At 64.1% G+C, this 18,659-nt stretch carries 17 protein-coding genes and 1 other RNA gene; 14 read left to right on the top strand and 4 right to left on the bottom strand.

The genetic code is table 11. From position 1 onward, the window contains the following. Positions 1 to 39 precede the first annotated feature (39 nt). From ACZ2IA_RS05450 to ACZ2IA_RS05435, 4 genes are all read left to right on the top strand, one after another. A non-coding RNA gene (locus ACZ2IA_RS05450) (sX9 sRNA) lies at positions 40 to 112 on the top strand. 82 nt (positions 113 to 194) lie between these two features. Then, entirely contained in the window at positions 195 to 1,292 is a 1,098-nt protein-coding gene (locus tag ACZ2IA_RS05445; RefSeq protein ID WP_470291555.1) for a putative 2-aminoethylphosphonate ABC transporter ATP-binding protein, read from the top strand. Beyond that, positions 1,289 to 2,983 carry a putative 2-aminoethylphosphonate ABC transporter permease subunit gene (locus tag ACZ2IA_RS05440; protein ID WP_470291554.1) on the top strand — a complete coding sequence of 565 codons (1,695 nt, stop codon included), beginning with the start codon at positions 1,289 to 1,291 and terminating at the stop codon, positions 2,981 to 2,983. The genes ACZ2IA_RS05445 and ACZ2IA_RS05440 overlap by 4 nt, the downstream gene beginning before the upstream one ends. A gap of 509 nt (positions 2,984 to 3,492) precedes the next feature. Further along, complete coding sequence (locus ACZ2IA_RS05435; protein WP_470291553.1) at positions 3,493 to 4,821, top strand: methyl-accepting chemotaxis protein; 1,329 nt, start codon at positions 3,493 to 3,495, stop codon at positions 4,819 to 4,821. A 62-nt stretch (positions 4,822 to 4,883) separates the two neighbouring features. Here ACZ2IA_RS05435 and phhA read toward each other — a convergent pair whose 3' ends face one another. Further along, positions 4,884 to 5,774, bottom strand: coding sequence for a phenylalanine 4-monooxygenase (phhA, locus tag ACZ2IA_RS05430; protein ID WP_470291552.1), 891 nt, complete (start codon positions 5,772 to 5,774; stop codon positions 4,884 to 4,886). A 130-nt stretch (positions 5,775 to 5,904) separates the two neighbouring features. Between phhA and ACZ2IA_RS05425 the strand changes: the two genes are divergently transcribed. Continuing rightward, complete coding sequence (locus tag ACZ2IA_RS05425) at positions 5,905 to 6,381, top strand: Lrp/AsnC family transcriptional regulator (protein ID WP_470291551.1); 477 nt, start codon at positions 5,905 to 5,907, stop codon at positions 6,379 to 6,381. A gap of 19 nt (positions 6,382 to 6,400) precedes the next feature. On the opposite strand, the gene mmuM is transcribed toward ACZ2IA_RS05425, so the two are convergent. Continuing rightward, the gene (gene mmuM, locus ACZ2IA_RS05420) at positions 6,401 to 7,345 is read right to left on the bottom strand and encodes a homocysteine S-methyltransferase (RefSeq protein WP_470291550.1); all 945 of its coding nucleotides are present in this window, start codon (positions 7,343 to 7,345) and stop codon (positions 6,401 to 6,403) included. Positions 7,346 to 7,774: 429 nt separating this feature from the next. Here mmuM and nth point away from each other — a divergent pair, with 429 nt between their 5' ends. From nth to ACZ2IA_RS05405, 3 genes are all read left to right on the top strand, one after another. Beyond that, complete coding sequence (nth, locus tag ACZ2IA_RS05415; protein WP_470291549.1) at positions 7,775 to 8,407, top strand: endonuclease III; 633 nt, start codon at positions 7,775 to 7,777, stop codon at positions 8,405 to 8,407. Continuing rightward, entirely contained in the window at positions 8,367 to 9,332 is a 966-nt protein-coding gene (locus tag ACZ2IA_RS05410; protein ID WP_470291548.1) for a nucleoside-triphosphatase, read from the top strand. Before nth ends, ACZ2IA_RS05410 begins: the two co-directional genes overlap by 41 nt. Positions 9,333 to 9,709: 377 nt before the next feature. Continuing rightward, on the top strand, positions 9,710 to 10,249 hold the full coding sequence (locus ACZ2IA_RS05405; RefSeq protein WP_470291547.1) for a DUF2889 domain-containing protein: 540 nt from the start codon (positions 9,710 to 9,712) through the stop codon (positions 10,247 to 10,249). Positions 10,250 to 10,288: 39 nt separating this feature from the next. On the opposite strand, the gene panS is transcribed toward ACZ2IA_RS05405, so the two are convergent. Next, positions 10,289 to 11,242: a ketopantoate/pantoate/pantothenate transporter PanS gene (gene panS / locus ACZ2IA_RS05400; protein ID WP_470291546.1), complete on the bottom strand. Its 954-nt coding sequence runs from the start codon at positions 11,240 to 11,242 to the stop codon at positions 10,289 to 10,291. A 221-nt stretch (positions 11,243 to 11,463) separates the two neighbouring features. Further along, on the bottom strand, positions 11,464 to 11,979 hold the full coding sequence (locus tag ACZ2IA_RS05395) for a DUF1269 domain-containing protein (protein ID WP_470291545.1): 516 nt from the start codon (positions 11,977 to 11,979) through the stop codon (positions 11,464 to 11,466). 431 nt (positions 11,980 to 12,410) lie between these two features. Between ACZ2IA_RS05395 and ACZ2IA_RS05390 the strand changes: the two genes are divergently transcribed. The 6 genes from ACZ2IA_RS05390 (at position 12,411) to ACZ2IA_RS05365 (ending at position 18,224) form a co-directional block, all read left to right on the top strand. Further along, positions 12,411 to 13,535, top strand: a complete 1,125-nt coding sequence (locus tag ACZ2IA_RS05390) for a cytochrome c oxidase subunit II (RefSeq protein WP_470291544.1) — start codon at positions 12,411 to 12,413, stop codon at positions 13,533 to 13,535. A 102-nt stretch (positions 13,536 to 13,637) separates the two neighbouring features. Then, complete coding sequence (gene ctaD / locus ACZ2IA_RS05385) at positions 13,638 to 15,368, top strand: cytochrome c oxidase subunit I (RefSeq protein ID WP_470291543.1); 1,731 nt, start codon at positions 13,638 to 13,640, stop codon at positions 15,366 to 15,368. Positions 15,369 to 15,380: 12 nt separating this feature from the next. Then, entirely contained in the window at positions 15,381 to 15,989 is a 609-nt protein-coding gene (locus tag ACZ2IA_RS05380) for a cytochrome c oxidase subunit 3 (protein WP_470291542.1), read from the top strand. A gap of 291 nt (positions 15,990 to 16,280) precedes the next feature. Then, the gene (locus tag ACZ2IA_RS05375) at positions 16,281 to 16,976 is read left to right on the top strand and encodes a heme-copper oxidase subunit III family protein (RefSeq protein WP_470291541.1); all 696 of its coding nucleotides are present in this window, start codon (positions 16,281 to 16,283) and stop codon (positions 16,974 to 16,976) included. A 9-nt stretch (positions 16,977 to 16,985) separates the two neighbouring features. After that, positions 16,986 to 17,375: a cytochrome C oxidase subunit IV family protein gene (locus ACZ2IA_RS05370; RefSeq protein ID WP_470291540.1), complete on the top strand. Its 390-nt coding sequence runs from the start codon at positions 16,986 to 16,988 to the stop codon at positions 17,373 to 17,375. A gap of 390 nt (positions 17,376 to 17,765) precedes the next feature. Beyond that, complete coding sequence (locus ACZ2IA_RS05365) at positions 17,766 to 18,224, top strand: hypothetical protein (RefSeq protein WP_470291539.1); 459 nt, start codon at positions 17,766 to 17,768, stop codon at positions 18,222 to 18,224. Positions 18,225 to 18,659 lie beyond the last annotated feature (435 nt).

Genomic DNA, 18,659 nt, shown 5'->3' with positions numbered 1-18,659 from the left:
GTGCGAATCTGCTGATTCGCTCAGCTGTCAGGAATCCTCATGTACTTCAGTACATTCCGGTTCCTGCGCTCCGTCCGCCCCTCGCTGACGCCCGCTCGCCACGCTTTGAGGCGCGCTTTCTTTACCGTCCCCCTAAACGGACGCTGACTGAAGCCGGCCGCCAGGCCGGCTTTGGTGAGTTTCTGGAGAGCCCGATGAAACCCGCCGATACCATCTTCACCGATTCCCCCTATCTCGCCGTCCACGGCCTGACCCGGCGCTACGGCGCGTTTACCGCGCTAGACGACGTGTCGCTGGCGCTGCGCCACGGCGAGTTCGTCTGCCTGCTCGGCCCGTCCGGCTGCGGCAAGACCACGTTGCTGCGCCAGATCGCCGGTCTCGACCTGCCCGACCAGGGCCGCATCACGCTGCGCGACCGCGACATCACCCGGCTGCCGCCGGCCAAGCGCGACTACGGCATCGTGTTCCAGAGCTACGCGCTGTTTCCCAACCTGAGCGTTTGCGACAACATCGCCTACGGCCTGACGCCGCGCCGCGAGCGTGCCCGCCACCGCGAGCGGGTGCGCGAGCTCCTGGACATGGTCGGCCTGCCCGGCAGCGAGGACAAATACCCGTCGCAGCTGTCCGGCGGCCAGCAGCAGCGCGTCGCGCTGGCGCGCGCCTTGGCCACCTCGCCGGGCCTGCTCTTGCTCGACGAGCCGTTATCGGCGCTGGACGCGCGGGTGCGCGACAAGTTGCGCGACGAACTCAAACGTCTGCAGAAGAAGCTCGGCGTCACCACCCTGATGGTGACCCACGACCAGACCGAGGCGCTGGCGATCGCCGACCGGGTGGTGGTGATGAATAACGGCCGCATCGAGCAGGTCGGCACCCCGGCCGAGATCTACCGCCGTCCGGTCAGCCGCTTCGTCGCCGAATTCGTCGGCGACGCCAACTGGCTGCCGGCCGTCCGCGTCGACGCCCACGGCGTGACGGTCGGCGCGCACCGGCTGGCAGTGGCCGGCCGGTTGGCCGACGGCGAGGCGTACACCTTGTTCGTGCGCCCCGAGGACGTCCTGGTCAAGCCGCGCTGGGAAGCGGCGCCGAACACGCTGCTGGCGCGCATTGCCGACGTCAGCTTCGCCGGCGCGATGACCCGGCTGCGGCTGCTGCCCGAGGGCATGCCCGGCGTGACGCTGACCGCCGAGGTCTGCCCGTCGATGCTTAACCGCCAGCCGCTGGTGCCGGGCGAGATCGTGCCGATCGAGCTGCCGGCCGCGCAGCTGGTCGCCTACCCGGAGGAGCGCGCATGAGCAGCGTGGCGCGGCGCTCCTTGCGGGGCTGGCTTGCCGGCTTCGGCCAACGTGGCGATGGCGAGACCGCCATCGCGCAGGCTCTGGTGTGGCTGTGGGTGGCGCTCTTGGCGTTGCTGCTCGGCCTGCCGCTGATGGCGATTCTCGGTCGCGCTGTGATGCAGTCGGACGGCCGTTTCGCCGGCCTCGCGCACTTTGCCGAAGTGCTCGACTCGCCCGGCCTGATGCGCGCCACGCTCAACAGCTTCGCGGTGTCGCTGACGGTGACCGCGATCGTGCTGCCCCTGGCGTTCGGCTTCGCCTGGGCGCTGATGCGCAGCCGGGTGATCGGCCGCCCGGTGTTTCGTCAGATCGCGCTGACGCCGCTGTTGGCGCCGTCGCTGATGCCGGCGATCTCGATCGTCTACCTGTTCGGCAACCAGGGCCTGCTGAAGAACTGGATGGGCGATAGCAGCATCTACGGCTTCTGGGGCATTGTGCTCGGCGAGCTGTTCTATACCTTCCCGCACGCGCTGCTGATCCTGACCACCGCGCTCGCCAGCGCCGACGCGCGCCTGTTCGAAGCGGCGCGCAGCATGGGCGCCAGTGCCTGGCGGCAGTTCTTCACGATCACCTTGCCCGGGGCGCGCTACGGCCTGATGTCGGCCGGCCTGGTGGTGTTCACCTTGGTGATCACCGACTTCGGTGTGCCGAAGGTGGTCGGCGGCAACTACAGCGTGCTGGCGGTCGAGGCGTACAAGCAGGTGATCGGCCAGCAAAACTTCGAGCGCGGCGCGGTAGTCGGCCTGATGCTGTTGTTGCCGGCGGTGCTGGCCTTCGTGCTGGAACGACGGATGGCGCGCCGTCAGCAGGCGGCGATCACCGCGCGCGCGGTGCAGTACGTGCCGGGGCGGGGCAGGGGGCGCGACGCGGCGGCGTTCGGCTTCCTCTCGCTGGTGTCGGTGCTGCTGTTGGCGCTGCTCGGCGTCGGCATCGTCGCCTCGTTCATCGGCTACTGGCCGTACAACCTCAAGCTGACGCTGGACCACTACGACTTCAGCCTGATCGACGGCGGCTGGGACGTGTACTTCAACAGCCTGAAGCTCGCCACTGCCACCGCCCTGATCGGCACGCCGCTGGTGTTCCTCGGCGCGTACTGGGTGGAAAAGCTCAAGGTCGCCGGCGCGGGCCGCCAGGTGCTGCGCTTCTTCGCGATGCTGCCGATGGCGGTGCCGGGCCTGGTGCTGGGCCTCGGTTACGTGTTCTTCTTCAACCATCCGGCCAACCCGCTGAACGGCCTGTACGGCAGCCTCGCGCTGATGGTGGTGTGCACCGTGGCGCACTACTACACCACCGCGCACCTGACCGCTGCCACCGCCCTCAAGCAGCTCGACAACGAGTTCGAGGCGGTCGCCGCGTCGCTGAAAGTGCCGTTCTGGGTGACGCTGCGCCGGGTGACGCTGCCGGTGTGCCTGCCGGCGCTGGTCGACGTGCTGCGCTACTACTTCGTCGCGGGCATGACCACCGTGTCGGCGCTGATCTTCCTCTATTCGCCGGACAGCAGCGTCGCAGCGGTGTCTATCATCACCATCGACGACACCGGCAATACCGCCGCCGCCGCGGCGATGGCGACGCTGGTGGTGCTGACCTCGGCGGCCGTGTCGATTGGGCTCTCGCTGCTGGAAGCGCGGATCGTGCGCCGCCGGCGCTGACCCGATAGCACGGAACGGCAAGCGGCCCTGACCGGATTCGGCAGGGCCGCTTTTTTGCGCTTGCCGGTCTGCCGCATTGCATTTTCTAGACGTGATTAATAAGCCTATTTTTCAGCCGCATCGATATTAATTTGCAATGCTTGATTGGCGGACATTATATGCTTGGGTAATTCATCCGATGAATGGGCCGCTATTCTGAGAGGCGAGCAGATCGGCCAGATTGTCTCCCCGCGATGTCAATTCATTGAATTGGTATTCTCGATGTAGAGCAAGTTGAGTCGAAACTGCCCGAATGGGTCGTTGTCGATCAAGGCGGCTAGCCAATGCGTACCGGCGATCTCGCGGAGGCGTTGCGGCGGTAAGACAACGCTGATGGCAAATTGGTATGCTTTCAGTGTATTTGAATGAATTGTCAATTTGTTCGACTATATTCAAATGACAGGATGGGAAGTCCAAAATAAACAGACCATGCAACGTCAGACCAGTGAATGTCGGAAGGGTAAGCAGAAATGTTTAATGGCAAGTTAAAGCGCGAGCTGTCGGCCCAGGCAGAAACGATCGCCGAACAGGGCGCAATGCTGACTGCGATCAACCGCTCGATGGCGGTGATCGAATTCAAGCCGGACGGCACCGTCCTCACTGCTAACGACAATTTCCTGAATACGGTGGGTTACACGCTGCAGGAAATCCAGGGCAAACATCACCGGATCTTCTGCGAGGACAGCCACGCCCGCTCGCCGGCGTACAGCGAATTCTGGGCCAAGCTCAACCGTGGCGAGTTTGTCGCCGGCCAGTTCAAGCGGCTGCACCGTTCGGGCCGGCTGCTCTGGCTGGAGGCCTCGTACAACCCGGTATTCAACAGTGACGGCCGGCTCGTCAAGGTGGTCAAGTTCGCGTCCGACGTGACCCAGACGGTTCACGAGGCGCACGAGCAGAACAACAAGATCGACGCGATCAACCGCTCGATGGCGGTGATCGAGTTCAAGCCGGACGGCACCATCCTCACCGCCAACAACAACTTCCTGAATACGTTGGGTTATTCGCTGAACGACATCCAGGGCAAGCACCACCGTATCTTCTGCGAGGACAGCTATACCGGCTCGCACGAGTACGCGGAGTTCTGGAGCAGGCTCAACCGTGGCGAATTCATCTCAGGCCAGTTCAAGCGGGTGCATCGTACAGGCAGGCCGCTCTGGCTCGAGGCCTCGTACAACCCGGTGTTCGACGACGACGGTAAGATCTACAAGGTGGTGAAGTTCGCCTCCGACATCAGTGAGAAGGTGCAGAGCGTCAACAAGGACGTCGAGAACGCCAAGGACGCGTACAAGATCTCGGAGAGCACCGAGGCGATCTCGGTGCAGGGCGCGGCGGTGATCGAAACCGCCGCGGTCGAGATGCGCCGCATCGCCGACAGCGCGCGGGTGTCGTCGAGCGTGATCGAGGAACTGGGCGCGCAGTCGTCGCAGATCACCTCGATCGTCAACACCATCCACGACATCGCCGACCAGACCAATCTGCTGGCGCTGAACGCGGCGATCGAGGCGGCGCGGGCCGGCGAGCAGGGCCGCGGCTTCGCGGTAGTGGCCGACGAGGTGCGCAAGTTGGCCGAACGCACCAGCAGCTCCACCGCGGAAATCGCCGGCATGATCGAGAAGATCCGCGCGGGCACGGATACGGCGATTACCAGCATGGCGTCGATGCTGCAGCAGGCCGAGCAGGGCGTGGTGCTGGCGAACGACGCGGGCGAGGCGATCAACAAGATCCGCGAGAGTACCAACCGGGTCGTGCAGGTGATCAACGAGTTCTCGTCGATCTCCACGCTGAAACGCGAACACTAGGCCGCCTGGCCGGCAAGGTGAAGCAGCCCGGCGATGAGCCGGGCTTTTTCATGACCTCGGGCTCAGGCGTCGGCGCTGTCGGACCAGCCCACGCGATCGCCCGCGTGAAGCACCCGGTCGGCGCCCGCGATGTCGCCGGCGCCGATCGTGTCCTGCTCCTGCAAGGCGGCGTAGAGCGGAGCGAAGTCCGGCGCGGTGGCGTCGAACAGCTGCGCGAAGCTGTCGATCACGAAGTAGCTCTTCTGGAAAGTGTCGATCCGGTAGCGGGTGCGCATGATGCGCGCAAGATCGAAACCGATCCGGTTCGGGCTGGCGCTCTCCAGGCTGTACACCGACTCGGACTGGCTCGACACGATGCCGGCGCCGTAGATGCGCAGGCCGTTCGGCGTAGCGATCAGGCCGAATTCCACCGTGTACCAGTAGAGCCGCGCCAGCATCGGCAGCGCGCCGAGCCGTTTCGCCTTCATGCCGCCGGCGCCGTACGCCTGCAGGTAGTCGGCGAACACCGGGTTCATCAACAGCGGCACATGGCCGAACAGGTCGTGGAACACGTCCGGCTCCTGCAGGTAGTCGAGCTGGTGCGGCTCGCGCAGCCACCAGGTGACCGGGAAGCGGCGGTTGGCCAGGTGCTCGAAAAATACCTCGTCGGGGATCAGCCCCGGCACCGCGACCAGGCGCCAGCCGGTGGCGGCGGCCAGCTTCTCGTTCAGCCGTTCGAAATCCGGCACCCGCTCGGCGTCGACGTCGAGCGCGGCAAGCCCCTCCAGGAACTCGTCGCAGACCCGGCCCGGCAGCAGTGCGCACTGGCGGCGGTACAGCGTCGCCCAGGTGGCGTGATCATCGGCGCTGTAGCGCGCTAGCGGCTGCGGCAGCGTGAAGTCGGCGGCGTGCTCGAGGCCGACGTTCTTGCGGGCGGTGATATCGGGGGCGACAAACTCGCTGGGGGCGTTCATGACACAAGATCCGGGGCGGGTGGGGAGAACGTCAGTGTACGCAGCCACCCGCGCGGCGAGGCCGCAAAGTTTGCCTGGATATGGTCAATTTTGCATACTTGCCGCATTGCAATATGGCTTGGTGCGTGAAATGAGCAAAATCGATCTGGACCGCTTCGACTACCTGATTCTGGAGGCCTTGCAGCGGGACGCCCGCGCCACCCACCAGAAGCTGGCACAGGAGGTGCCGCTGTCGCCGTCGCAGATCGGCCGGCGCATCCAGCGGCTGGAGGAGTCCGGCATCATCGAGGGCTACCATGTCGCACTGCGTGCGGATCTGCTCGGCCTGTCGGTGGTGGCGTTCGCCAACGTCAGCCTGGAGCGCCACGTCGAGAGCTCGCTGCGCGAATTCGCCGAGGCGATCGCCGAGTTGCCCGAGGTGCTCGACTGCTACGCGGCGGCCGGCGAGGCCGACTACCTGCTGCGCATCGTGGTGCCTGACCTGCCGTCCTTGTCACGCTTCGTGATGAACAAGCTGATGTGCCTGCCGCTGGTGCGCAGCGTCAAGTCGACGGTGACGCTCGAGGCGATCAAGCAGACGACCCAGCTGCCGTTACCGCGCCCCTGAACGGCGGTTCGGCCAACGTTCAGTGCGCCCAGGCGGCGATCGCGCGGATCTCGTCCGGCCCGGTGCGACAGCAGCCGCCGATCAGCCGGGCGCCGGCGTCGACCCAGCCGCGTGCCGCCGCGGCGAACGAAGCGGCGTCGGCGGTGCCGTGCCAGCACTTGTGCATGGTGTCGTAGACTTCGCCGGAATTCGGGTAGACCAACAGCGGCTTGGCGGTGGCGGAACGCGCTGCATTCAACAGCGGGACGATGTGCTGCGGCGCGGTGCAGTTGACGCCGACGGCGACGATCTGCGCGCAGTCTTCCAGCTCGGCGATGCAGTCGGAGAGCGGCTGCCCCTCGCTGACGTGCGCGTTGTCGCGGCAGGAAAAGCTCAGCCAGGCGTGCGCCTGCGGGAATTCCTCGGCCAACAGCCGGGCGAGCGCACGCGCCTCGCTCGGGCAGGGGATGGTCTCGCAGGCCAAGAGGTCCGGCCCGGCCGCCAGCAGCGCCGCCAGGCGCGGGCGGTGGAAGGCCATCAAGTCGGCTTCGTCCAGGCCGTAATCGCCGCGGTATTCCGAACCGTCGGCGAGCATCGCGCCGTACGGCCCGACCGAGGCGGCGACCAGCGGCCGCGCTCGCCCCGCGACGTTGGCCGAATCGGCACAGAACGCGTCGCGCGCTTCGGTTGCCAGTTCCACCGAACGGCGCAGCAGCGCCGCGGCCAGCTCGGTATCGATGCCGCGCCGGGCGAAGCCCTCGAAGGTGGCCTGGTAGCTGGCGGTGGTGGCGACGTCGGCGCCGGCGCGGAAGTAGTCCTCGTGCAGCCGGCGGATCAGCTCCGGCTGCTCGATCAGCAGCCGTGCCGACCACAAGGGGTCGTTCAGGTCGGCTCCGCGCCGCTCGAGTTCGGTGGCGAGGGCGCCGTCGAGGACGATCAGGCGCTGGCTGGCGAGCAGGGCGGCGACGGGATTGGAGGAGGGCATGACCAGAACTCCGGGCGGGACTCCAGCATAGCGCGGGGGCTTTGGCCGGCCAAGGCGGATGGACACGCCCACCTGACCCGCCATCAATGCACCCGGTTCCGGCCGGCCCGCTTGGCCTCAAACAGCGCCGCGTCGGCCGCGCTACGCCGATCTGGGGTCGGTCAACGCGCTGCGTGCCGAATGCCTGAAAGACACCGTAGCGCGCTTTTATGAGTCGGATGAAGATTTGAAACCGTTGGGTCGCTACTACCTAGGCGATGCCGTAGCCGTCGAACAAGCGGTGGCCGCCGTCGCGGCGCAGCGCCCGTGCCGGCAAGTGGCTCGCTTACTTCTTAATGCGCACGCCGCCGTATCCGCCGATGTGGGCTCCTGCCACCCCCGGTGCTTGCAAGGGCTAAGCTGATAGCAACGCACCGGAGGAGCGAGCTCATGGCCGACGCCAGCAAGATTGCCGCGCAGCTGTTGCAGAAATACCCGGACCCGAAGCTCGCGCTCGTTTTTAACAATCCACTTGAGCTGTTAGTCGCAGTAATCCTGTCGGCCCAGTGCACCGACGCGCGGGTCAACCAAGTTACGCGCACCCTGTTCCAGAAGTACTGCAGTGCGCGCGACTACGCCGCGGCGGATCCGGAAACCTTCGAACAGGAAATCCGGCCCACCGGCTTCTACAAAAACAAGGCGAAACTGGTGATCGGCTGCGCCAGGAAGCTGGTCGAGGCGTTCGGCGGCGAGGTGCCTGGCAGCGTGGCGGAACTCGTGACCCTACCGGGCGTGGGCCGCAAGACTGCGAACATGATGCTCGGCAATGCCTTCGGAGAACCGGGCATCGCTGTCGATACGCACGTGCTGCGGGTCTCGAACCGCCTCGGGCTGGCCCACTCGGACAAGCCGGACGCGGTGGAGGCCGAACTGGCGCAACAGTTGCCAAGCGCGCAATGGACGCCATTCACCAACGCCATGATCCTGCACGGCCGAATCACCTGCACCGCGCACCATCCCAACTGTGGAGGCTGCGTTCTGTATGACTTATGCGAATGGCCCGACAAGGTCAGATTCACCTGAGCGTCGCGGCAAGCTATTGCTATTGACCGGCGCGCCCGGCTGCGGCAAGACCACGGTCATCCGCCAGCTGGCCGCCGCGCTGTCCGGCTGGCGGCTGGCCGGCTTTTACACCGAGGAGATCCGCGCAGCCGGCATGCGTGTCGGTTTTCAGATCAACGACTTCGCTGGCCGCAGTGCGGTGATGGCGCATGTGGATTTCACCGGGCCATGCCGGGTCGGCAGTTACGGCGTCGATGTGGCGGCGATCGAGTGCATGCTCGAGGGTGCGCTGGTGCCCGACGCTGGCGTGGAGGCTTACCTGGTCGACGAGGTCGGCAAGATGGAGTGCCTGGCCGCCGGCTTCGTCGCGCGCATGCGCGCCGTGCTCGCTGCCGGCAAACCGGTAGTGGCGACTGTCGCGCTGCACGGTGGCGGTTTCATCGAGGAGATCAAGGCCGGCTATGGCGCTCCACTGTGGGAGGTGACCCATGCCAACCGCGATGAGCTACCTGGAAGGGCACTGAAGTGGCTACACGCTGCAGTCAAGCCAATGCCGTCCGCGCAGGCCAGCGAACCGTCATCCGCCGCCGCACACGCGACGATTCGCTCGATCAATGCGGTCACGCTGGCCACCCATGACATGGCGCGCGCGGTGGCGTTTTACCGTGCGCTCGGCTTCACGCTGCACTACGGCGGGGAAAGTGCGGAGTTCACAAGCTTCCAGGTCGGCGCGGGCCACTTGAATCTGATTGCCCAGCCGGCGGCCCGGCAATGGAGCTGGTGGGGCCGCGTGATCTTCCACGTAGTGGACGTCGATGCCGTCTACGAGCGCGCGCTCGCACAAGGGCTGCATCCCGAAGCCGCCCCGCGCGATGCCGAATGGGGCGAGCGCTACTTCCACATCAGCGATCCCGACGGACACGAACTGAGCTTCGCCAGACCGTAGGGGCATGACGCCGTGCCGAAGCCGGGTAGGGCCGGGAGCACAAATTTGCCAGCATCCCTGCCGAGCAATATCCGGTCGATGTCTGCAAACCGGAATGGCCAGGCCGTCCCCCTGTGATGACGCAAGCTTTTATCCGCACCTATCCGCACCGAGTTGGCCCAAACAGATCCAGCCACCGCTTAACGTCTAACACTGCTGTACGGCGGCAGCGTCAAGTCGGACAACGTCGCCATGCCCGACATCGAGGGCGGGCTGAAAGAGCTGAAGTTGCATGGCATGGCGGCTACTTATGCCGATTTCAACGGCCTGCTAGTCCCATGAGGCGGAACGCGTCAAAATAACGGGAGTTACCATTTTGCCGAATCAGGAATCACTCCATGCCCTTGCCGACCGCCGACACGCCCCGCGAACGACTACATACCCGCCAGATCCGCATCGAAGGCTACCGCCGTGCCGACGGGCTGTGGGATATCGAAGGCCATCTCACCGACACCAAGGACAGCGACGTGATGCTGGCGTCCAGGCTGCGCCCGGCCGGTGAGCCCATTCATGAAATGTGGCTGCGCCTCACCGTCGACGACACGCTGACGATCCACGCCGCCTGTGCGGCCACCGACGCGATGCCGTACCAGGGCACTTGCGACACCGTCACCCCCGACTACGCCCGGCTGGCCGGCCTGCGCATCGCCCCCGGTTTTACCAAGAAAGTCCGCGAGCTGTTCGGCGGCGTACAGGGCTGTACCCATATCACCGAGCTGATCGGCACGGTGGCGACCGGCGCGATCCAGACGCTGGTCGGCCAGGTGAAGCTGCCGGACGATCGCAAGCCGTTCCAGCTCGACGGCTGTCACGCCCTGGATGCCACCGGCCCGGTGGTCGCCCGGCTCTATCCACGCTGGTATCGCGGCGACGCCTGAGCCGTCGCCACTCTGGCGATTCGGACGGCGCTATTCCGGCTATTCCCGGATCGGCTGCGCTGGCTGAGCGCGCTCGTGGCGCACACCGGTCGGTTTGCCCTGCCAGTAACCGGCCAGAAGCGACCCCGAGATGTTGTGCCACACCGAGAACAGCGCGCCCGGCAGGGCAGTCAGCACGGTGAAGTAGGTCTTGCCGAGTTGTGCCGCCAGCCCCGAGTTCTGCATGCCGACCTCGATCGCCAGCGTGCGGCACACCGATTCCTCGAAGCCCAGCAGCCGACCACCCCAGTAGCCGCCCAAGAGGCCGATGCCGTTGTGCAGCATCACGGCCACGATCACCAGCAGGCCCACCGAGGCGATATGCGCCTGGCTGCCGGCGACGATGGCCGCGATCAGCGTGACGATGGCCAGCATCGACACCAGTGGCAGCCACGGCTCGATGCGCCGCACCTGCGCAGCGAAACAGCGATAGACCAACAGCCCCAGCCCGATCGGCAGGATGACGATCTGCAGGATGCCGGCGAGCATGCCGACCATATCCACCGCGATCGACGCGTCGACGTAGAGCCGGGTCAACAGCGGCGTCGCTACCACCCCGACCAGCGTCGACAGCGAGGAGATCGTTACCGACAGCGCCACGTCGCCGCGGGCGAGATAGATGATTACGTTGGACGCGGTGCCGCTGGCGACGCTGCCCACCAGCACCATGCCGGTGGTCAGTTCGGGCGACATGTGGAAGGTCTTGGCGATCGCCCAGGCGGCAAACGGCATCACCAGATAGTGCAGCACGATGCCGGCCGCGACCGGCGCCGGACGGGTCAGCACGCGTTTGAAGTCGGCCGGGGTCAGCGTCAGGCCCATCGCAAACATGATCACCGCCAGCATCAGCCCGGTATGCGGCAGGATGGGGGTGAAGCTGGCGGGGGTGAAATACGCCACCGTCGACAACAGAATGGCCCAGAGCGGGAACAGGCGGGTGATTTTGGCAAGCAAGCGAATATCCTCGATGCCCTAGTCGGTGGGCATGGTGATGGCAAAGGCGCCATGCTACCTAATTGTATTTCTTATGCATATTGTTCTTGGGCATTCTTAAGGACGCGGAAAGCTGGGCGGGCCGGGCATCATCGTAGACAGGCAGACACCGACAGCCCGCCACCTGCCGGCTTTCGCACGGCAGGCGGCGTATGCCCAAAAGAACCGCTGAGCGTTCCGAGCTACGGCCAAGCCGGGATCGTCGGTTCGACCCCGCCTAGATGCGCCTCGGGGTGGGTTCTCTGCAGCAGCTTCTCGATCTCGTCAACGCGCCATCTGGGCACATCGACCATCATTAGAATCTCGCCGCGCTCGATGTCGCGTCGAAATGGCTTCAGCCGGCTGTTCGGCGCCGAACTGCCGATCATGCTCGACGTCCAGGCGCCGAAGAGCGCGCCGGCGACACAGGTCACCATCACCACGCCGCCCCACGGCAGGCCCGTGCCGGACAGCATGAAGAATGCGCCGACCAGCCCGGCGAACAGGCCGGTCGCGCCGCCGACGACCAGTCCAAGCTCGGCGCCGTGCACGATGTCCGACTCCTGCAGCAGGTTCGCCCGGTGCAGGGTGGACAGGTCGAGGCCTTCCTTGGCGAGAAAATGGATGTGCTTTTCGTCGATATTGGCGAGCAACAAATCGTTCATCATCCGTTGCGCGCTGACGAGTTCGGGAATGAGGTAGTAGATCCGTTTGCGCATGATGCACCTCCCGGATTACGTTGAAACAGTCATCGCCACCAAGCAAGACACTACCTTTATATACCTTGCCTTTCCTGGCGAAGAGCTGGGGCTGCCAGACGGCCGATTGATCGTCACGACTGCCCCCGGTCGCCGCGTTATGCCCGTTCGTCACCGAGGAGGACGCACACCAAGTCAACGTCGTAAGGACATGCTTCCGGCCACCCTGTCCGCTACGCACAATGTGCTAAGTTGAAACCAGTTTGGTGAGTAATCGCTGCATGATGGTTGGGCGAGCGGCGCGGCGGTTTGTGCCGTGATGTCATGTTTTTCGCCCCGAGATCGGCCGTTTTTCTCGCCACCTTCATCCGGCGTGCCAATCAGCCCGGCGATGTCGGCCATCCGGCCCGACTGAGCCGGGGCAGGGCAGGTGGCCAAGTAGGATCGAGCAAATGGCATTCGCAATCGTACTGATTTCAATTGTTGTTGCCGCCGTCCTATTCCACGCCCTGAGCCCGTGGTGGCTGGCCCCGTTGGCTTCCAACTGGGGACAGATCGACACCACGCTCACGATCACCATCGCGATCACCGGCGTCGTCTTTATCGCCATCAACCTGTTCATCGCCTACGCGGTGATCCGCTACCGCCATCGGACGGGCCAGCGGGCGGCGTACCAGCCCGAAAACAAGAAACTCGAAGCCTGGCTGATCGGGCTCACGACGGTGGGCATCGTCGCCATGTTGGCGCCCGGCCTGTTGGTGTACGCCAAGTTGATCAACCCGCCCGACGACGCGCTGGTGCTCGAGGTGGTCGGCCAGCAATGGCAGTGGAGCTTCCGCTTTCCCGGCAAGGACGGCCAGCTGGGCAGCTCGGGCATCGAGTACATCAGCGCCGACAACCCGTTCGGGCTGAATCCGGTCGACGCGCGTGGTCAAGACGACGTGCTGGTCCAGGGGGCGGAGGTGCATCTGCCGCTCAACCACCCGGTCAAGGTCTTGCTGCGTTCCAAGGACGTGCTGCACGACTTCTACGTGCAGCCGTTCCGCGCCCGCATGAACCTGGTGCCGGGCATGGTCACCCAATTCTGGTTCACCCCGACCAAGGCCGGCCGCTTCGAGATCCTGTGCGCGCAGCTGTGCGGTGTCGGCCACTACAATATGCGCGGCATGGTGGTAGTGGAGGACGAGGCGGCCTTTCGGAAGTGGCTAAGCGCGCAGCCGACCTTTAGGCAAACGATGACCAAGACGGTGTCGACCGGAGGCGAGGGGCTGGTCAAGCAAGGCATGCAGCTGGCCCAGTCGCAGGGATGCTTCGCCTGCCACAGCATCGACGGTAGCGCCCGGGTCGGCCCGACCTGGAAGGGCCTGTACGGCAAGACGGAAACGCTGAGTGACGGCACGACGGCGCTGGTCGATAAAACCTATCTGAACGCCTTTATCCGCAACCCGACTGCCAGGGTACCCAAGGGGTATCCTCCCATCATGCCGAAATTCAACCTGAGCGATCAGCAGGTGGCGGCGCTGGTTGCATATATTGAATCTGTGGGCCAAGGCAAGGATGCCGTTGTGCAGAAATAATGCCGGCCTGGAGTAAGAAATAAATCTGAATGTGGCGCCAAGTTGCGCATGCAAGGGGGAGGCAAGCAAGGCGCCGCATAGCGGCCCGCTAAGGAGGCCAAGATGGCTTACTCCCACGGTGACGAACAGCACCAGCCGCAAAGCTTCTGGACCCGTTACGTCTGGAGCCAGGACCACAAGGTGATCGCGATCCAGTACACGATCACCGCGATCCTGATCGGCCTGGTCGGCCTGGTGCTGTCGGACCTGATGCGGCTGCAGCTGGGCTTCCCGGGGCGCTTCGCCTTCATCGACGCGGAGCACTATTACCAGTTCGTCACCATGCACGGCATGATCATGGTGATCTATCTGCTCACCGCCTTGTTCCTGGGCGGCTTCGGCAACTACCTGATCCCGCTGATGGTCGGCGCGCGCGATATGGTGTTCCCCTTCCTGAACATGCTGAGCTACTGGGTGTACCTGGTCGCGGTGCTGGTGCTGGTCGCGAGCTTCTTCGTCCCCGGCGGGCCCACCGGCGCCGGCTGGACGCTGTACCCGCCGCAGGCGATCCTGCCCGGCACGCCGGGCATGGACGGTGGCATCATCCTGATGCTGGTGTCGCTGTTGATCTTCATCGTCGCGGCCACGATGGGCGGGCTCAACTACGTGACCACCGTGCTGCAGGCGCGCACCGAGGGGATGACGCTGATGCGGCTGCCGCTGACGGTGTGGGGCATCTTCATGGCGACCATCCTGGCGCTGTTGGCCTTTCCGGCGCTGTTCGTCAGCGGCGTGATGATGCTGCTCGACAAGACGCTCGGCACCAGCTTCTTCATGCCCGCGATCATGTCGCTCGCCGGTCAGCCGCTCGGCTACAAGGGCGGCAGCCCCTTGCTGTTCCAGCATCTGTTCTGGTTCTTCGGCCATCCCGAGGTCTACATCGTGGCGCTGCCGGCATTCGGCATCGTCTCCGACCTGATCAGCACCCATGCGCGCAAGAATATCTTCGGCTACCGGATGATGGTGTGGGCGATCGTCGCGATCGGTGTCTTGAGTGTCGTCGTGTGGGCGCACCATATGTACGTCAGCGGCATGAACCCGTATTTCGGCTTCTTCTTCGCCACCACCACGCTGGTCATCGCGATCCCGACCGCGATCAAGGTCTACAACTGGGTGCTGACGCTGTGGCGCGGCAACATCCACCTGACGGTGCCGATGCTGTTCGCGATCGGCTTCATCAGCATGTTCGCGATCGGCGGCTTGACCGGCTTGTTCCTCGGCAACGTCAGCGTCGACATCCCGTTGTCCAATACCTACTTCGTGGTCGCCCACTTCCATATGGTGATGGGGGTCGCGCCTATCCTGGTGGTGTTCGGCGGCCTCTACCACTGGTTCCCCAAGGTGACCGGGCGGATGCTGAACGACACGCTCGGCAAGTGGCACTTCTGGGCGACCTTCATCGGCACCTACGCGATCTACTTCCCGATGCACTACCTGGGCTTTCTCGGCATGCCGCGGCGTTATTACGCCTACGACAACTACCAGTTCATCCCGGCCTCGGCGCACCAGCTGAATGTCTTTATCACCGTCGCCGCCCTGATCGTCGGGGTCGCCCAGCTGCTGTTCCTGATCAATCTGGCCTGGAGCGCCTTCAAGGGCCGGCCGGCCGGCAGCAACCCGTGGGGCGCGACCACGCTGGAATGGCAAACGCCGGACACCCCGCCGGTGCACGGCAACTGGGGGGCCGCACAGCCGGTGGTGTACCGCTGGGCGTACGCGTACAGCGTGCCTGGGATTGAGCGGGACTTCGTGCCACAGAACCTGGCGCCGGAAGGCGAGGGCGAGGGTGAATAAATGGGGACGCTGATGCAGCTGGACAGTAACGATGCCGGCACCCGATCCGGGCGGGCAGTAACGACCCCCGGCAAGGTCGGCCTGTGGCTGTTCATGGCGGTGGTGACGGTGCTGTTCACCTTGCTGCTGTTCGCCTACCTGATGCGGATGCAGTTCGCCGACTGGCGCGTGCTGCCGCTGCCGTGGCAGCTGTGGTTGAGCACGAGCCTGCTGGCCGCCAGCAGTGCCGCGCTGCTCGGTGCGCGCCTCGGTGTGCGACGCGGGCGACGGCGCGAGGTGAACACCGGTGTGCTGGCGGGCGGCGTCTTCGCCGTCGCCTTCGTCGCCAGCCAACTGTGGGCGTGGCAGCAACTCTCCGCATCGCATTATGTGGTCGCCAGCAACCCGGCCAACAGCTTCTTCTACCTGCTCACCGGCCTGCATGGCCTGCACGTGCTGGGCGGCCTGGTCGCCCTGGGGCTGACCGCCTACCAGCTGCGGGACGGCAGCGGGCAAGCGGGGGTGTACGTGCAACTGTGCGCGCGCTACTGGCACTTCCTGCTCGCGGTGTGGCTGGTGTTGTTCGGCGTGATGGGGACGTTGACGCCGGCGCTGGCGCGGTCGATCTGCGGCAGCCTCTAAGCTTGGCCGAATCGCCATGCGCTATGGCCAAGAGCCTGTTCAGAGTCTGTCGCGAGCGGTCCTCAGCGAGGTGAGAGCAGCGCAGAAACCGGAGTGGACGTGGTGTCCATGAGGATTTCCGATCGCTGAGCGAATCACTGCGTGCGTATCTGCGATACGCCCAGCGATAGATTCGCACGCCGAGCGCATGAGCCCCGATCAGGGCCGCGCAGTAAGATTATGAACAGGCTCTAAGGGGGTATGACAAACGGCACCGCTGCGGTGCCCGCGCCCGTGAAGAGGTGAACGGACATGGAGCAACACTCACAGCCCCCGTCGCAAGACGCACCCGTCTTGCCCGCCGGCTGGCAGGGCTTCGTCGCCGACTGGTCGTCGGACCGTCAGGCGTTCAAGGTGTCCTGGGGCAAGGCGATGATGTGGATCTTCCTCGTCAGCGACACCTTCGTGTTCAGCTGCTTTCTGATCGGCTACATGACGGTGCGTATCTCCACCACCGTGCCGTGGCCCAATCCGAGCGAGGTGTTCGCGCTGACGATAGGCGGGGTGCAAGTTCCGCTGATCCTGATCGCGATCATGACCTTCATCCTGATCAGCAGCAGCGGCACCATGGCGATGGCGGTCCACTTCGCCTATCTGCGCGACCGTGCCAAGGCCGCCGCGCTGATGCTCGCCACCGCCGCGTTCGGCGCGACCTTCGTCGGCCTGCAGGCGTTCGAGTGGACGCATCTGATCGTCAGCGAAGGTGTGCGGCCGTGGGGCAGCCCGCTGGGCGCGGCGCAGTTCGGCTCGAGCTTCTTCATGATCACCGGCTTTCACGGCCTGCACGTGACCGCCGGCGTGATCTACTTGTTGACCGTCGCATGGCGGCTGTTCAGGGGGCGTTACGAGAAGAGCGGCAACTACCAGATCGTCGAAATCGCCGGACTGTACTGGCACTTCGTCGACCTGGTCTGGGTGTTCATCTTCGCGTTGTTCTACCTGTGGTAAGGAGGCGATATGTCTGTGGAACAAGCCCATGCGGGCGGTCACGCCACCGGGCAACAACACCCGATCAGCCTCTACCTGAAGGTGTGGGGGCTGCTGTTCGTGCTCAGCACCCTGTCGTATCTGGTCGACTACTTCCACATCCAGGGCTATCTGCGCTGGTTTCTGATCATCGCGTTCATGCTGCTGAAAGCGGGGCTGATCGTCAGCGTGTTCATGCATATGCGCTGGGAGCGCCTGGCGCTGATGATTGCCATCCTGCTGCCGCCGCTGTGCCTGATGGTGCTGGTCGGCCTGATGCAGGCGGAGGCGCACTACACCTATTCGACGCGCGGGCAGTTCTTCGGCAGCGGGCCGCCAGCGGTGGCGCAGGGGGCGAAGGCGCAGAGAGGCGGGCAATAAAGAAACCCGCCGGGTGGCGGGTTTCTCGTTGTGGTTTGAGTAGCACGCTACGCGACGGATTACCTACATGAGTACCCCTCCTCCGACGCGGACCTACCCTGTTTGCCGATCCGACGTTCTTGCCTGCCATGATGGCCTGCTCCTTTCGTAGTGCAGGCTTTGAGCGAGCCGCCTGGCGCCGGCTACCGAGGCAGGTCCGGCATCGCCTTGGCGAGTGAGGCGTGACGTGGTTACTTGTATGTATACGTGCTCTCTTTTGTCATGATGCCTTGTGTGGCAAGCTCTCCAGCAGGTTGGTGCCACTGATAGTGGCTACTGACGTATTTTTTTTTTGCGTCTTTTAGGACGTCTATTACTAGTTAGGCATTCATAGGCGAGGTGCTTTTGGCAATGAAAGATAACACTCCACTCGCAGTTGCCTACTACATGAATGGCATGAATTTTCGCATGAGTGCGGAGAAGTTAATGGAAGGCCTCGAACTTGATGCTGCAGGTCGTCCAACCAAATTGATGGCCGTGCCGTTGTACTTTCTCGCAAGCCATGCGGCTGAACTTTTCCTTAAGGCGGCGCTACTTAAGCGTGACTTTGCTGAATCGGATTTGAAAAAGTATGACTATCGACACAACTTGGCTGCGTTGCTGCAGGAGATACAAAGCAAAGGCGTGCCAGTGACTAGTGACACAGCATCCGTCGTACAAGGACTGTCAGAGCAGCACAAGGCTCATCAGCTCAGATACACGGTTTTGGTTGACGACGGTACAAAAACGTACTGGCCTCCGCTCCCTCTCATTTTTACAGCTTTGGACGAATTGTTATTACTGACACGTATCTCAACTCATGGCGTTTGAGGGGCCTAACAGGTCGTTGAAGGCGCGCCCTCCGGGCACTGGGACCTGCTGAAGCAGGCCCCTTAACTCGGGCGTTAGGCGTTAAAACCAAAGAGGTTCGGCCAACCTTAGCGTTTTGGCTGTTTCAGCAGGTTGGCCGAAGGTGTCAGTTGCTTGCTTTGGTGCTCTTCGTCGGTGCCATCCGTTTGCCCCACCGGGTAAGTGGGCCAGGCGTTGAGCAGTTTGCTCCGGTGGGGCAAGCCGGCGGGGTTTCAGGGTTCAGACGGTGTCAGGCTGTTTGGCGTAAAAGCGCGGTTTCAGGTTTTGTTAGGCATCAGGTCGTAGGAGTGGTTTGTGCCTAACTGTTCGTTCAAACGGGACCGCCAAAAGCTGGCGCTTTTGTCGGCCCCTTAACTCAGGCGTTAGAGCGCACATGAGGGCTATCGGTAGCCCAGC

The organism is Crenobacter sp. CS_VA4, from assembly GCF_055597485.1.
This window is presented reverse-complemented; position numbering and strand designations above follow the sequence as displayed.

Bases quoted from the DNA above. Each gene is read 5' to 3' on its own strand.
- nth (WP_470291549.1), top strand. From the start codon at position 7,775: ATGGCCGACGCCAGCAAGATTGCCGCGCAGCTGTTGCAGAAATACCCG.
- ACZ2IA_RS05365 (WP_470291539.1), top strand. From the start codon at position 17,766: ATGAAAGATAACACTCCACTCGCAGTTGCCTACTACATGAATGGCATG.
- ACZ2IA_RS05425 (WP_470291551.1), top strand. From the start codon at position 5,905: ATGAGCAAAATCGATCTGGACCGCTTCGACTACCTGATTCTGGAGGCC.
- phhA (WP_470291552.1), bottom strand. From the start codon at position 5,774: ATGAACGCCCCCAGCGAGTTTGTCGCCCCCGATATCACCGCCCGCAAG.
- ACZ2IA_RS05405 (WP_470291547.1), top strand. From the start codon at position 9,710: ATGCCCTTGCCGACCGCCGACACGCCCCGCGAACGACTACATACCCGC.
- ACZ2IA_RS05445 (WP_470291555.1), top strand. From the start codon at position 195: ATGAAACCCGCCGATACCATCTTCACCGATTCCCCCTATCTCGCCGTC.
- mmuM (WP_470291550.1), bottom strand. From the start codon at position 7,345: ATGCCCTCCTCCAATCCCGTCGCCGCCCTGCTCGCCAGCCAGCGCCTG.
- ACZ2IA_RS05370 (WP_470291540.1), top strand. From the start codon at position 16,986: ATGTCTGTGGAACAAGCCCATGCGGGCGGTCACGCCACCGGGCAACAA.
- ACZ2IA_RS05410 (WP_470291548.1), top strand. From the start codon at position 8,367: ATGACTTATGCGAATGGCCCGACAAGGTCAGATTCACCTGAGCGTCGC.
- ACZ2IA_RS05390 (WP_470291544.1), top strand. From the start codon at position 12,411: ATGGCATTCGCAATCGTACTGATTTCAATTGTTGTTGCCGCCGTCCTA.
- ACZ2IA_RS05380 (WP_470291542.1), top strand. From the start codon at position 15,381: ATGCAGCTGGACAGTAACGATGCCGGCACCCGATCCGGGCGGGCAGTA.
- ACZ2IA_RS05435 (WP_470291553.1), top strand. From the start codon at position 3,493: ATGTTTAATGGCAAGTTAAAGCGCGAGCTGTCGGCCCAGGCAGAAACG.
- ACZ2IA_RS05375 (WP_470291541.1), top strand. From the start codon at position 16,281: ATGGAGCAACACTCACAGCCCCCGTCGCAAGACGCACCCGTCTTGCCC.
- ACZ2IA_RS05440 (WP_470291554.1), top strand. From the start codon at position 1,289: ATGAGCAGCGTGGCGCGGCGCTCCTTGCGGGGCTGGCTTGCCGGCTTC.
- ACZ2IA_RS05395 (WP_470291545.1), bottom strand. From the start codon at position 11,979: ATGCGCAAACGGATCTACTACCTCATTCCCGAACTCGTCAGCGCGCAA.
- ctaD (WP_470291543.1), top strand. From the start codon at position 13,638: ATGGCTTACTCCCACGGTGACGAACAGCACCAGCCGCAAAGCTTCTGG.